General features: G+C 61.1%; 12 protein-coding genes. 10 read left to right on the top strand and 2 right to left on the bottom strand.

Features of this window, described 5'->3' with window-relative positions:
- Positions 1-28: 28 nt before the first annotated feature.
- The 4 genes from ACW9UQ_RS01770 to ACW9UQ_RS01755 are packed head-to-tail and all read left to right on the top strand — an operon-like array spanning position 29 to position 4,478.
- A complete protein-coding gene (locus tag ACW9UQ_RS01770) occupies positions 29-772 on the top strand; it encodes an SDR family NAD(P)-dependent oxidoreductase (RefSeq protein WP_458929275.1) in 744 nt (247 codons plus the stop codon).
- Entirely contained in the window at positions 762-2,468 is a 1,707-nt protein-coding gene (locus ACW9UQ_RS01765; protein ID WP_458929274.1) for an FAD-dependent oxidoreductase, read from the top strand. Before ACW9UQ_RS01770 ends, ACW9UQ_RS01765 begins: the two co-directional genes overlap by 11 nt.
- The gene (locus ACW9UQ_RS01760; protein WP_458929273.1) at positions 2,461-3,690 is read left to right on the top strand and encodes a hydroxymethylglutaryl-CoA reductase, degradative; all 1,230 of its coding nucleotides are present in this window, start codon (positions 2,461-2,463) and stop codon (positions 3,688-3,690) included. The genes ACW9UQ_RS01765 and ACW9UQ_RS01760 overlap by 8 nt, the downstream gene beginning before the upstream one ends.
- The gene (locus ACW9UQ_RS01755; RefSeq protein ID WP_458929272.1) at positions 3,687-4,478 is read left to right on the top strand and encodes an IclR family transcriptional regulator; all 792 of its coding nucleotides are present in this window, start codon (positions 3,687-3,689) and stop codon (positions 4,476-4,478) included. The genes ACW9UQ_RS01760 and ACW9UQ_RS01755 overlap by 4 nt, the downstream gene beginning before the upstream one ends.
- 7 nt (positions 4,479-4,485) lie before the next feature.
- Here the strand turns inward: ACW9UQ_RS01755 and ACW9UQ_RS01750 are convergent, their stop codons facing one another.
- Positions 4,486-6,765: a PIG-L family deacetylase gene (locus ACW9UQ_RS01750; RefSeq protein WP_458929271.1), complete on the bottom strand. Its 2,280-nt coding sequence runs from the start codon at positions 6,763-6,765 to the stop codon at positions 4,486-4,488.
- A gap of 7 nt (positions 6,766-6,772) precedes the next feature.
- Positions 6,773-7,912, bottom strand: coding sequence for an ROK family protein (locus ACW9UQ_RS01745; protein ID WP_458929270.1), 1,140 nt, complete (start codon positions 7,910-7,912; stop codon positions 6,773-6,775).
- A 107-nt stretch (positions 7,913-8,019) separates the two neighbouring features.
- Between ACW9UQ_RS01745 and ACW9UQ_RS01740 the strand changes: the two genes are divergently transcribed.
- The 6 genes from ACW9UQ_RS01740 to ACW9UQ_RS01715 all read left to right on the top strand — a co-directional run bounded on the left by ACW9UQ_RS01740 (position 8,020) and on the right by ACW9UQ_RS01715 (position 14,542).
- Positions 8,020-9,270: an extracellular solute-binding protein gene (locus ACW9UQ_RS01740; protein ID WP_458929269.1), complete on the top strand. Its 1,251-nt coding sequence runs from the start codon at positions 8,020-8,022 to the stop codon at positions 9,268-9,270.
- A gap of 111 nt (positions 9,271-9,381) precedes the next feature.
- A complete protein-coding gene (locus ACW9UQ_RS01735; protein WP_458929268.1) occupies positions 9,382-10,272 on the top strand; it encodes a carbohydrate ABC transporter permease in 891 nt (296 codons plus the stop codon).
- On the top strand, positions 10,269-11,144 hold the full coding sequence (locus ACW9UQ_RS01730) for a carbohydrate ABC transporter permease (protein ID WP_458929267.1): 876 nt from the start codon (positions 10,269-10,271) through the stop codon (positions 11,142-11,144). The genes ACW9UQ_RS01735 and ACW9UQ_RS01730 overlap by 4 nt, the downstream gene beginning before the upstream one ends.
- Positions 11,141-12,655 (top strand): argininosuccinate lyase, encoded by a 1,515-nt coding sequence (gene argH, locus ACW9UQ_RS01725; RefSeq protein ID WP_458929266.1) that lies wholly within the window; start codon positions 11,141-11,143, stop codon positions 12,653-12,655. The genes ACW9UQ_RS01730 and argH overlap by 4 nt, the downstream gene beginning before the upstream one ends.
- Positions 12,642-13,691, top strand: a complete 1,050-nt coding sequence (locus ACW9UQ_RS01720) for an ABC transporter ATP-binding protein (protein ID WP_458929265.1) — start codon at positions 12,642-12,644, stop codon at positions 13,689-13,691. The genes argH and ACW9UQ_RS01720 overlap by 14 nt, the downstream gene beginning before the upstream one ends.
- The gene (locus ACW9UQ_RS01715; protein WP_458929264.1) at positions 13,688-14,542 is read left to right on the top strand and encodes a carbohydrate kinase family protein; all 855 of its coding nucleotides are present in this window, start codon (positions 13,688-13,690) and stop codon (positions 14,540-14,542) included. Before ACW9UQ_RS01720 ends, ACW9UQ_RS01715 begins: the two co-directional genes overlap by 4 nt.
- The last annotated feature ends 2 nt before the right edge of the window (positions 14,543-14,544 follow it).

Genomic DNA, 14,544 nt, shown 5'->3' with positions numbered 1-14,544 from the left:
TTTAACAAAGCTGATAGGGGATTTGGGGATGTTTGATTTAAGCGGTCGCGTGGCGGTGGTGACCGGGGCCGGACAGGGCAGCGGGACAGCGATTGCGCGCGGCTTGGCCCAGGCCGGGGCGACGCTGGGTCTATGCGATCTGAAGGCTGACGGCGTCAGCGATCTGGCCGCCGAATTGCCGCAGCCGGGATATGCGGCGCAATGCGATGTGACCGACGCTGCAGCGGTTGCCGGTTTCGCAAGGGACGTTTCCGACCGGCTGGGTCAGGTGTCTATCCTGGTCAACAATGCTGGTGTGATCGCCCGCAGCACCCCGGATGCTGACGACTATGCCGAGAACTGGGACAGGATCTTTGCCGTGAACCTGACCGGCGCGCGCCTGATGACAGAGGCGTTTTTGCCGCAGCTCAAGGCAACAAAGGGCAGCATCATCAATATCGGTTCCATCATGTCGGTCACGGCCGGACCGGGGCTGACCGCTTATGCCGCCTCAAAGGGGGCGCTGGCACAATATACCCGTGCATTGGCCCATGATCTGGCCCCGCTTGACGTGCGTGTAAATGCGCTGTTGCCCGGTGTGATCGAGACACCGATGACGGCGGTAACCCGGGACAACCCTAACGCGATTGGCCGGTTTCTGGCCCATACGCCCATGGGCCGCGTCGGCCAGCCAACAGAACTGGCGGGGCCGGTGGTGTTTCTGGCCTCTGGCGCGGCCAGCTATGTCACCGGGGCACTTTTGCCTGTGGATGGAGGATATCTTGCAGCCTGAGATTTATGAATGCGATGTTTTGGTGGTCGGTTCTGGCGCAGGCGGGCTGGCCAGTGCGGTTAGTGCAGCACATCGCGGGCTAAAGGTGCTGGTGGTCGAAAAAGAACCCGTCTTTGGCGGCACGACGGCGCGGTCGGGGGGCTGGATGTGGATCCCCGGAAACGCCCCTGCAAAACGCGCCGGGGTTAAGGATAGCGTTGAGGCCGCGACAACCTATCTGCAGCATGAGGCCGGGGCGCATTTCGACAACACCCGCGTTGCCGCCTTTCTTGAGACGGGCCCGAAAGCGGTGGATTTCTTCGAAAGCCAGACCGCGTTGCAATTCGACCTGGGGCCGACTTTTGCCGATTACCACCCCAAGGCACCCGGCGGCATGGATGGCGGGCGGTCTATCGTGGCCCGCCCGTTTGACGGGCGCAAGCTGGGCAAGGAAATCAAACGCCTCCGCCCGCCGCTGAAAGAGATCACCTTTCTGGGCATGATGATCGGAACGGGCAAGGAACTCCTGCATTTCTTCAACGTCATGCGCTCGCCTGTGTCGGCGGGATATGTCGCAGTTCTGTTCGCCAAATATCTGCGTGACCGGTTATTTCACGGACGGCCCATGCGGTTGATGAATGGCAATGCGCTGGTGGCTCGGCTGGCCAAATCATGCTTTGACAAGGATGTGTCGATCTGGACCCGCGCGCCGGTGCGCACGCTGGTGCAGGATGCCTCGGGCCGGGTGACCGGTGCGGTGGTGCATGCGGTTCACGGCACGGTCGAGATACGCGCCGCCAAAGGTGTGGTGTTGGCCGCTGGCGGTTTCCCGCAAGATCCAGAGCGGCGTGCAGCCCTGTTCCCGCAGGTCGCTGCGGGTCATGCCCATGCCTCTCCTGCGCCGCCGGGCAACACGGGCGACGGGCTGCGACTGGGGGAGCAAGTGGGCGCAGGCGTCGAAGACGCGCTGCCCAATGCCGCCGCCTGGGTGCCCGTATCACGGCCCCTGAACCGCGATGGCACCCAAGGCACATTCCCGCATTTTGTCGACCGCTCCAAACCGGGCGTGATTGCCGTCACCCGCTCGGGCCGCCGGTTCTGCAACGAAGCGGACAGCTACCACGATTTCGGCCAGTCACTTATGCGCCGCAACGCACAGGAAGGCGGCGAGTTGTGCGCCTTTTTCATCTGTGATCACAGGGTGTTACGCAAATATGGGCTGGGCTTCGTCAAACCTGCCCCGGTGCCCTACAAGCATATGATCCGCCAGGGATACCTGTTTCGCGGTGCCACGCCCGAGGCGCTGGCGCAGCAGATCGGGGCCGACCCTGCCACGCTGGCCAAAACCATTGAGGCTTTTAACGGTCCCGCACAGCAAGGTCAGGACCCCGAATTCGGACGCGGAGAAACGTCTTACAACCGATCGCTGGGCGACCCGGAACACCAGCCCAACCCCTGCGTTGCCCCAATAGAAAAAGCACCTTTTTATGCAGTAAAGCTGGTGCTGGGTGATCTGGGCACCTTTGCGGGGCTGAAATGCGATGAGAATGCGCAGGTTCTGGGCGCAGATGGGCGACCCTTGGGCGGGCTTTATGCGGCAGGCAATGACGCGGCTAGCATCATGGGCGGAAACTATCCCGGCGGCGGGATCACTTTGGGGCCGGCGGTGACCTTTGGCTATATCGCAGCGCGGCACATGGCAGGGGCAAATGACTAGCAGAATAGACGGATTTCGGAAGTTATCGCCAGACGAGCGGCGCGCAACTCTGGGCCAGGACGCGCTGGACCGCGCGTTGCCTCTGCAGGTTGCCGATGGCATGATCGAAAATGTCGTCGGGCGGTTTGAACTGCCCTTGGGCGTGGCCCTGAACTTCACCGTGAATGACAAGGATTACCTTGTGCCAATGGCGGTCGAGGAACCCTCTGTCGTGGCGGCTGCCTCGTTCATGGCAAGGCTGGCACGCGGCTGCGGGGGCTTTCGCGCATCGGTCAGCGATCCGGTGATGCGCGCGCAGGTTCAATTGCTGGACGTAGATCCAGCACAGGCAAAACCGGCGCTACTGGCCGCAAAAGATGCGCTGATCGAGGCGGCAAATGCCTGCGATCCGGTCCTTGTCGGGCTGGGCGGCGGCTGCCGCGATATCGAAGTGCATGTGTTTGACGATACCCCGGCGGGGCCGATGGTGGTGGCGCATCTGCTGGTGGATGTGCGTGACGCCATGGGGGCCAATACGGTCAACACCATGGCAGAGCGTCTGGCCCCTGAAATGGCCCGCTTGACCGGCGGTCGCAGCCTGCTGCGCATCCTGTCAAACCTTGCCGATACCCGGCTGGCAAGGGCCGAGGTCACCCTGACTGCCGAAGCTCTGACCACAGACACCCGCCCCGGCGCAGAAGTGGCGAAAGTCATCACGGAAGCCTATGCGCTGGCCGCCGTCGACCCGTACCGCGCAGCGACCCACAACAAGGGCATCATGAACGGCATCGACCCGGTCGTCGTGGCCACGGGCAATGACTGGCGCGCCATCGAAGCGGGCGCACATGCCTTTGCCGCACGGTCGGGGCGGTACACATCACTGACCAAATGGTCCCTGACAGACACAGGCGGCTTGCATGGCGTGATCGAATTACCCATGGCGCTTGGGCTGGTGGGCGGGGCGACCAAAACCCACCCTTCCGCGCAGGCAGCCCTGCAGCTGATGGATGTTCACAGCGCAGGCGAACTGGCGGGCGTCGTCGCAGCGGTTGGCCTGGCGCAAAACCTCGCCGCCCTGCGCGCCCTTGCGACAGAGGGCATTCAACGCGGGCACATGGCGCTTCATGCGCGCAACATCGCCATCACCGCAGGTGCCACCGGGGACGAGGTGGACCGCATCGCCAAAGCTCTGGTGCAGGGTGGCGATATCTCCGTCACGGCAGCGCAGCGGCTTCTGTCGTGACCACAAAGCCGCAACGCGGGGTGCAATCGGTCGATACCGGCGGGGCACTGTTGCGCGAACTTGCCGCCTCGCAGACGCCAATGATGCTGCGCGATCTAGCCGAGGCCATGGGCACAGCACCCGCGCAACTGCACCCCTATCTGGTCAGTTTCAAGGCCATGGAGATGGTCGAACAAACGCCCAATGGCCGCTACCAGCTTGGTCCGCTTGCCCTGCAACTGGGGCTGGCACGGCTGCAACGCACGGACAGCTATCGCGAAACGCTGGATCGCATCGGCGCGCTGGCGCGAGAGTTGGAGTTGATGGTGTCACTTGCCGTATGGGGGCTGCACGGGCCGGTCATCACCTATGTGCGCGAGTCTCCGTTGCCGCTGCATGTCAACATCCGGGTCGGCGGGCATTATGCAATGCTGGGAACTGCGACAGGCAAGGTCTTTGCCGCTTATCTTTCGTCCGAAGTCACGCACCCTTTGATTGCACGTGAAGAGCGGCAGATCGGCACTGTCAGGAATTATGCAGCCAGGAATTATGCAGCGCAAGTCGACCAGGTCCGCAAGCAAGGATTTTCAACCACGATTGACCAGCCCATTCCCGGAATCTCGGCTATTGCGGCACCAGTGTTCGATCATACCGGCCAGCTGCAGCACTGTCTGACCGTGATCGGAAACACCGGCCGGATTGATCTGTCAGCCGATGGACATCACGTTCAGACGCTGCTGGCCTTTGCAAAGAAACGATCCAAAGACTTAGGCTTTGCGCTTCCGGCAAAGAACGACACAGCGGGATAGGGCGTTGTCACCTTGTGATCAGCGCCATCAAAAGCCGCATTGCACCCGGTATGCCATGTTCAAGCTGGTGATGCAGGTTCAGCGCACAATGCGTGTGCCGACCTTTCCCGAACGCACCGCTTAGCAATCCGCCCTGCAGTGGCGGGTCGCCCTCATCTGCCATCTCCAGCAAGGGCGTGTAGGCCTCATCCCAGGACTTGGCAAAATACAGCCCACGCTCTTTGTCCCAATCGTCAAACGCGGCCTGATCAATTGGGACCGGCCCGGTCAACAGCGGGTGATCTGGGGCCAGAATACGCACAGGGGCCTGGGCATTTGTGACGCGCCACCGCAAAGAGGGCTGACCGATCTCCAACCGGGCCAATGGCGTTTTGTCCGGGTCCCAGTTGTCCCAGGGCCGGTGATAAAGCGTCAACAGATTGCCGCCCGCCTTCACCCAGTCATGCAGCAGGGGCGCTGCCTCGGCCAAGCCAGCGTTGAAACCGAAGGCATGGATGCCGACAATCAGGCTGGGCAACTCGGCCAGCGCGGACTTGTCCAGCCCGGACCTGCCCAGATCCCGCAGATCAACGCCCAGATCTTTCAGGCGCGGCGCCAGCGTATCCAGCCCGCCCCCCAGGTAACCAACAGCATGATCCGGCACCGGGACGTCAACCACGGATACCTCCAGCTTTGCGACATGCGCGAATTGTGTGGGGCGGATATGCGCATGATTGAAACGGTACACCCTGCTGGCCGCTTTGCCGTCAAGGCTTAGGGGAAGGTGATGTCGTCCCTCGGCTGCGGCTTGCGGGGCAGATAGGGACAGGGTGCCGTTCTCTTCGGTCATGTGCCACCCATCCGGCAGGGCCGATGTAACCCGGTCCGTCGGCGGATGGATCGACTCAATGGCGCTTTGGGCGGTGACCTGCCCTGCCCCGATATTGATCACCAGCCGCGAAGGGGACAGCGCCAGTTCCCGCGCCGGTCCGGCGATCACCGGGCGGTCAAATGGCCAAAGAGTTTCGACCCCATCTTGCAGAACTCGCAGCGCCGGGCGAGGCGGTATCAGGGGGTCATAGCTGTCGCGATAGCCATCATAGGGCGGATGATCCGCGGCAGGTCCGAAACCTGCATCGGTCTTGTTCCAACCTTCGGGCAAGGCGACCTCTGCCACCTCCTCTTGCTGAGGATCAAGTGTCGTCAACGCGCCCGGCCTGACCCAGATACCGGCAGGCGTCACATTTGGCACCACCCCCGCCGCCAAAGCCTTAAGCCGGGCAATCTGCAACCGTTTCAGATCAAAGCGATGCGACTCTTCCAGGCCCGGATCAGCGCGGTTCAAAAGCGCATCAGCTTCGGCCAGCGCCTTTTGCAACCGGCCAGGTGTCGCCAGCAAGGCAGGCATCTCTGCCACCAGCGGATCAAACCCGGCGACCCCAAGGTCAGACATGTTTGCGGGCAGATTATCCGAAACCGATCCGCGATCCGGCCCGACAATGCTCTCTGCAAGGTGCAGGGGGAAATCCCGCTCCTCCCTCGGCCAATGCCCCATGCCTTGAGACCGGTGATGCCCATGGGACATCGCCCCAATCCGGGCATAGCTCCAGCCGGTAAAGGCGTCCTGTCCGGTTCCCGGCACTGTCACGGTGGCAGGCGGTGGCGGCAGATCATCATCATAAGCACGGCCCGCCCCGGACCATGCCGGCAGATAGAGTTTAGAAACAGTCCACGCGGGCAGATCGCAACCGGAATATCCGGGATCTGCAGCGGCTGCGAACGCCTGATGCGCAATGCGGGTCATGGCGCGGTGATGGCCATGCTGCCCCGGCACATCCAGAAAGGTCGGGCAAATCATATCCGGCTTGTCCCGGCGCAAAATGTGAACCATCCGCGCCAGCGTGCGGTCATGGTCCCATTTGGCCAGCGTCTCCCCGCCGCTTTTGGAAAACCGCCAATCCGTGATACTGTCATCCGGGCTTTCCGAAAGCCAGTACATCCGCATGTTCAGCATATCGCACGCCGCTTCCATCTCGGCTGTGCGCAGCGCCCCAAGAACCAGCCCGCGCTCAGGTCCCAGATTGTTCTGACCGCCCTCGCCCCGTGTCGAACAGGCATAGGACAGACCAATGCCATCACGAAAATGCAGCGCCGCAAGCATGGGCGCGCATTCGTCATCGGGATGCGCGCCGGATGACATGAACCGCAAGGGGCTGCGCAACCCATGTATCAACTGCCACAGGCCAAGGGCTTTGGGCTGGCTGGCCGTGCGGTCAAGACGGGACTGATCTGCAGTGGGCTGGGTCATCGCACTCTCATGGTTGGGTTGTGAAAAAACGGTTGCGCATCAGGGCGGCAGCACCGGTCGAAACGGTAAAGGGCCCGCAGGCCCCGCATTGCAGGCGTGGCTGAACCCGGTCACAGCGGTTCGACACCGTGCGACTTGGCAAGGGGCACGCCGCGATCAGGGCCTCCAGGACACCAGACGGCATCGCCCCGCCCAGAACAATCTTAGCCGGATCAAACAGGTTCTCGATCAGCGCAACGGTTTGCCCAAGGACCGGGGCAGCCATCGTGATCCATGGGGTCAATGCGCCAGTGTCGAAATGCTGTTCGATCCGGGCCACATCCACACCGTTCAGACCAATGGATTGCAGGAACTGTTCCAAGGCCTTGCGCGACAGACAATCCTCAAGCACGCCGTCGAAGCCCTGCACGCACACATGACCAATCTCGCCCGAGTTGCCAAAAGCGCCCTGCAAAGGCTGGCCACCGGCAATCACACCTAATCCCAGACCCGCGCCGAAATAGAGGTACGCGAAATCATCGACGTTTTGGGCGCTACCGATCTGATGTTCGGCACAGGCCCCCGCCGTGGCGTCGTTGTCCAGCGTGACCGACATGCCAAGCAGGCCTTCGATCTGGCCGTGCAGACCGGGATCTTCCCAGCCCGACAATTCTGTTTCCGGCTGGCGCAACCCGGTTCGACCAAAGGGACCGGGGCGCACGATACCTGCCCCGATGATCCGCCCCTCAGCACCCTGCCCCGCCGTCAGGTGCTGCGCCAGACGACACAGTTCCGGCAGCACGGTGTCAGGGCAGGATTTTGCCAGACCGGTTTTTTCCCGGGCACAGATTTGCCCCGCCATATCGGCAATCGTCGCATAGACCGAGGTCGGACGGACCTCAAAACCCAGTGCAAAGGCACCGTCGGGGTTCAGCTCATACAAGGCAACCGGCATGCCCCGACCACCAGTACGCTTTCCGCTCTGCCGGATCAGACCGGCCTCCATCAGATCTGCGGTGATATTCGAAGCCGCCTGCACCGACAGATCCAGCTTACGGGCAAGATCGGCCCGGCCCACCGGCCCGGCAAGGCGAATCTCATCCAATGCCCTTTGGCGATGCGACAACCGCCCAGCGGATGCCGGTGAAATAAGGGAAAGCGTATCCATATCGGCACAATATCCCATCACGGTTGATTGCTCAACTAACTTGAGTTAACCTGATCCAGATCCCCGAAACCTTAAGGCCAAAAAAGGGGAGCAACTGGGAGAAAGCCATGCTTAAAATGAAACTGTTTGCCAAAGCCGGTGCAACCGCTGTGGCGCTGTTGGCCGGGTCTGCCGCGATGGCGGATGTGGAAATCGAATACTGGCAGTATTTCTATGATGCGCGGGTCACCGCGATGGAGCAGCTGATCGAAAATTTCGAGGCAGCCAATCCCGGGATTACGGTCAAGATGACCCATTTCCCCTATGCCGACTATCGCACCAAGGTCGCGGCCTCCATCCCTGCCGGACAGGGCCCGGATGTCGTGCAGCTGTTCTATGGCTGGCTGAATGACTACAAGGAAGCAAAGCTGATCCAGCCGCTTCCGGCAGACATATTCCCTGCTGATAAGATTGATGCGGAATTTTTCCCGATGGTCGGCGCGATGCGCGAAGGCGATCAATACTGGGCCTTGCCGACAGCAGTGCGCTCGCTGGCGCTGTTCTACAACGAGCGTCTGATGGAAGAGGCCGGTATCGACAGCCCGCCGACCACATTGGATGAAATGGTCGAAGCCGCCCGGAAAATGACCAAACGCGATGGCGCGGGCAATATCACGCAGGTCGGGCTGACCGCCGGGATGAACGCGCAGGATCACCACTGGTTCCGCGAAGTGCTGATCCGCCAGATGGGCGGAGAGCCTTACCTGGATGACTACAGAACCGTGAACTATGACAGCGACGCGGGCCGCAAGGCGGCAGAGTTCTATACCAGCCTGGCAGGCGATGACGGCGTTACGTCCTTTGGCTTCATGGATGAACCGCAGGCTGCGTTCAAGGCGGGGCGTGCCGGGATGCATATCGACGGCTCTTTCCGCATCGGATCGCTGAATGATACGCGCGGCCTGAAATGGGGTGTGACGGAACTGCCCAGCCATAATGGCGTTCAATCGAACTACAGTTCTTACTGGGTCAACGCGATCACCACCAAGGCCGAGGGTGAGCGTTATGAAGCCTCCGTGAAATTCATGGAATACATCACCAGCGACGAGGCGATGCAGATCTGGCTTGATACCGTTGGTGAACTGCCCGCAAAGCCGTCCGTCGGCATGACCGAAGCAAACTCTGCCGACCCTGTCTTCGGACCGTTCATTCGCGGTCTGGCCTATGCGCACACGACCAAATTCGCGACCGAAAGTGCGCAGCGTCAGGTTCTGATGGACATGGTGCAGCGGGTCGATATCGAAGGCGCTGATGTCGCCGCCAGCTTATCCGAAGCCGCCAAGGCGGAACAGGTCATACTGGACGATTACTACAAGTAACCCCCCGGCGCGGCAGCCGAAGAAATCCGCCTGAAAGCCCCCACTTGTTAAGGTGGAGTATTTCGGTCTGCCGCGCCGTTTATCCACTGTTTTCCCCGTCGGAGAAACGACATGCTGCGCAATTTGACGATCCGGCAAAAGCTGATCATCTGGGCCTGGGCTTTTCTTGCGCTGCCTGTTCTTTTCTACACGGTGATCCGGTTCTACCCCACCGGCAATGCCATTCTCATCAGCTTTCAGAACTGGAACCTGCTTGGCGAACGCACCTGGGCAGGTTTGGACAATTACATCCGCCTTTGGAACGATCCGGTGTTTTGGAAGGTGTTCAAAAACACATTTCTGTATCTGCTGATTGGCACACCTATCAGCCTGCTGCTGTCATTCACCATTGCCTTCCATCTGGACCGCGTGCGTTTCATGCACGGGTTTATCCGAATGCTGTATTTCCTGCCCTTCATGACCAGCGCCGTTGCGATGGCCTGGGTGTGGCGCTGGTTCTATCAGCCGGTGCCGGTAGGACTGTTCAACAATGCCCTGGCCGCAATGGGCGTCCCGCAGATAGAGTTCCTGCGCTCCACCACCAACGCGTTGCCTGCGGTCCTGGCCCCTGCAGTCTGGGCCGGTCTGGGCTTTCAGATCATCATCTTCATGGCCGGCCTGCGCGCCATCCCGCAAAGCTATTACGAAGCAGCGCGGATTGACGGTGTGTCTGGCTGGACGATCCTTTGGGAAATCACCCTGCCGCTGCTGCGCTCGACCATCGTCTTTATCGTCGTCTTCAGTTCCATCGGGTTCCTGCGGATTTTCGACCACGTCTTCAACATGACCACGAACGATCCCGGCGGACCGCTCAACAGCACCAAACCCCTGGTCCTGATGATCTACGATACCGCATTCAACGGCTTCAACATGGGCTACGCCGCCGCCCAGACCGTGGTGCTGTTCACCGTGCTGCTGGTTGTTAGCCTGCTCCAGCTTTACCTTCTGAAGGACAAGTCATGAGCACCCCAACCATACGCGCAAGCTCGGAAACACTGCTCAGCACACGGGCCGCGCAAAGCCGAGCCTCGTTCGGCCAGACACTGCGCTGGCTGCTGCTGTTTGGTGGCGGCGTTCTGATGATCATGCCGATCGTCTATATGTTCTCCACCTCGCTCAAGTGGCCGCATGAGGTCTATAACCTCAAGCTTGTCCCCGAAGAGCCGACACTGGAAAACTACACCTATGTGCTAGAGGACGGGCGGTTCTACCTTTGGTTCATCAATTCGATAATCATCGCGACACTGACAACCCTGTCCAACGTGTTTTTCGACAGCCTTGTCGGCTATACCTTGTGCAAATTCCGCTTTCCCGGGCGGCAGCTGGTGTTCATTGCCATACTGTCGACACTGATGATCCCGACCGAAATGCTGGTGATCCCGTGGTATCTGCTCAGCCGCGATATGGGCTGGCTGAACAGCTATTGGGGCATCATGTTCCCTGGCATGATGACCGCGTTCGGCACCTTCCTGATGAAGCAGTTCTTTGAAACGGTCCCCGATGATTTCATCGAAGCCGCCCGCATCGACGGCCTGAACGAGTTTCAGATCTGGTGGAGCGTCGCGATGCCTCTGGTCAAACCGGCCCTTGCTGCGCTGGCGATCTTTGTCTTCCTTGGCAACTGGACCGCCTTTATCTGGCCGCTGATCGTGACCGGCTCGGTCGATATGTACACCTTGCCCGTCGGACTGGCGAGTTTCGGGAACGAGGCGGACACCGCATGGGAACTGATCGCAACCGGGGCGGCCATCAGCACGATCCCAACACTAATCGTTTTCTTGATGTTCCAGCGGTTCATCATTCGCGGCGTCGTCATGGCGGGCCTGAAAGGATGAGCGGCACGGACACAAAGACCGACCAGATGGCCTTCCCGCATCCGGTCTACGCCGAAACCGTGCTGGGGCCACTGTTTGAAGGAGTCAAAACCCACTTTGCGGCGGATATGAACCGCATCAATCAGGCCCATCTGGTCATGCTGGCCGATACCGGCATCCTGTCCGGGGCGCAGGCCGCCCAGATCGCTGACGCCCTGTGCCGGATCACGGATGAAACGGACCTCAACGACCTGACTTACACAGGTGAGCACGAGGATTACTTTTTCGTTGTCGAACACCAGTTGCGCGCAAGGCTAGGCGATCTGGGCGGCGCGCTGCACACCGCCCGCTCGCGCAATGATATGGACCACACGCTGTTTCGCAGCGCCCTGCTGCGCTATGGGCTGGACCTTCAGGAAATCTTGCAGGGCCTGATCACCGCCCTGATCAACAAGGCCGAGGCAGAGGCCGAAACCCTGATCGTTGCCTATACCCACGGCCAACCAGCCCAACCCTCAACCTTCGGGCACTACCTTGCCGCGTTGGTCGAGGTGCTTCAACGCGATGCCGCGCGGCTGGAGGATGCCGTCGCCAGCCTTGATCACTGCCCGATGGGGGCCGCAGCCATAACGACAACTGGGTTTCCCATCGACCGCGCACGCGTATCGGATCTTTTGGGATTTGCGGAACCGACCCGCAATTCCTACGGATCCATCGCCTCGGTGGACTATATCACCGGGCTTTACAGCGCGATAAAGCTGATCTTTGTCCATCTTGGGCGGCTGGTGCAGGATTTCGCCTTTTGGTCAGCGTTTGAGGTGGGGCAGCTCTATGTGCCTGATGCGCTGGTTCAGGTCAGCTCTATCATGCCGCAGAAACGCAATCCGGTCCCGATCGAACATATGCGCCACCTGGCCAGCGTGACCGCCGGGCGCTGCGACATGGTGGTGAACACCATGCATAACACCCCCTTTACCGACATGAATGACAGCGAGGGTGAGGTGCAGCAGGCCGGTTTCGCCGCCTTTGACAGTGGCGGTCGGATGCTGAAACTGCTGACCGCCTTTGTGCCCGCCTGCCGGATCAATGCGCAAAATGTCAGCCGTATCACCGATGCGGCCTGTATCACCATCACCGAACTGGCCGACACATTGGTCCGTCAGGCCGGGCTCAGCTTCCGCCAGGCGCATGAAATTGCGGCCACGACCTCGCGCGCGGTTATTGCCGCAGGTCATCCGCTAAGTGCCGGATATGACGGTTTCGCAAAGGCCTATCAGGCGGAAACCGGCACGCCCTGCCCGCTTGATCAGGATACGTTCAGACAGGCCGTGTGCCCCGCATCCTTTGTGGCCAGACGGGACCGCCACGGCGGCCCCGCCCCGCAGGCGCTGGCCGATGCTATTGCCTGCTATCGCAACACACAGGATATCCAGCGCGCCCGGATCGCCGACAGGCATGCCCGGCGCAGCGCCGCGGCCGACAGACTTGGCATGGCTTTCAACGCAGTAAGAGGACCCAATGGCGACACTTGATCTGATTGATCTCAAAAAGTCCTATGGCAGTGTTGAGGTGCTTCACGACATCAACCTGTCGATCGCGGATGGGGAATTCGTGGTGCTGGTCGGCCCATCCGGCTGCGGCAAATCCACAACCCTGCGCATGATCGCCGGTCTGGAGGATGTGACAAGCGGCCAGATCCGCATCGGCGACAAGGTGGTTAATAACCTTGCGCCCAAGGAACGCGACATCGCTATGGTGTTCCAGAACTACGCCATTTACCCGCATATGAGCGTGCATCGGAATATCGGTTTCGGGCTGCGGACCTCGGGCCTGCCCAGGGCTGAACGTGACGCCCGCATCCGGCAGGTCGCCGAAGCGCTGGAAATGACCGAGTTGTTAGAGCGTCGTCCAAATCAGCTTTCGGGCGGGCAACGTCAGCGGGTTGCCATCGGCCGGGCCATGGTACGCGACCCGGCGGTGTTCCTGTTTGATGAGCCGCTGTCGAACCTTGACGCAAAGCTGCGCACACAGATGCGGCTTGAGATAAAGAAGCTGCACCGCCGCGTCGGCAAGACCATCGTCTTCGTCACCCATGATCAGGTCGAGGCGATGACGCTGGCCGACCGGATTGTCATCATGAAAGACGGCTATATCCAGCAGGCCGGCACCCCGGTCGAGGTATTCTTTACCCCGGCCAACACCTTCGTTGCCGGGTTTATCGGGGCGCCTGCAATGAATATCCTGCCGGGCAAGGCCGCCTCGGGCGCTGTCACGCTGGAGGGCGGGCACTCGGTGCCCATTGGGCTTGGCCAGGAGGGGCAATCGGTGCTTTTGGGTGTGCGTCCTGATGACCTTAGCCTGACCGATGGTCTGCCGGTGGTTGAAGGCGTGGTTACGTTGCATGAACCGTTGGGGAATGAGGTTCTGGCCTATCTCGACACCCCGCTGGGAGAGGTAACCGCCCGCTTTGCCGGACGAAACGCGCCCCAGACCGATACAAAGATGCTGCTGCATGCCAAACCGGAACACATGCATCTGTTCGACGCAAATTCCGGCCAGCGCCTGTGACAGCGCCGCAGCATATCCTGTGCGTCGGGCGGATCTACTGCGATCTGCTGTTTTGCAGTGACACCCTGCCCCGCTGGGGGCACGAGGTGTTTGCTGAAGATTTTACCAGCAGCGCGGGGGGGGGGGCGTTTATCACTGCTGCCTACCTTAGCGCGTTTGGTCATCGCATTAGCCTGGCGGGCAATGCCGGGGCAGAATTTCCCTTCGGCCCGGTGATAGCGCGCGATATGCAGGCCTGCGATATCGACGGCCAGCAGATCCGCCCAGGCACCTCGGCCCAGGTGACCGTCGCGCTGGCCGGGGGGCATGATCGCGCGTTCCTGACCTATCGTGACCCCGCCCAAATCACAGCGCCCAATGTGACCGGGTGCGATCACCTACATATCGGAGAGCTGTCCAGCCTGGCCGAATGCCCCGCCCTGATCGAACAGGCCCGCGCAGCCGGGGCAACCGTGTCCTGCGATTGCGGGGATGGGGGCGGGTATCCCGCAGATGTTGCGAACCTGATCGCCGGGCTGGACCTGTTCATGCCCAGCCAAAGCGAATGGCAGGCGCTGCGCGATAGCGGCCTGATGCCGGACCTGGCCCCCGGGGCGCTTGTGGTCAAGATGGGCGAACAGGGCGCACGGACCTGGGATGGTACCGACTGGATCACCACCCCGGCCCTGCCCGCAACACCCAAAGATCCCACCGGTGCCGGGGATGCGTTCAATGCGGGCTACCTGCACCGATGGCTGGCGGGCGCAGCGCTGCTTGATTGCCTTCAGCTTGGCGCCCGCTGCGGCGCTGCCACCGTCGAGATGCTGGGCGGCTGGTCCGGACGTGACCGCGTTGCCGCCTTCAGGGACTAGAG

The sequence above is a fragment of the Halovulum sp. GXIMD14793 genome (assembly GCF_054457435.1).
The sequence above is the reverse complement of the archived record's forward strand: the minus strand, read 5'-3'. Positions and strand labels throughout refer to the sequence as shown.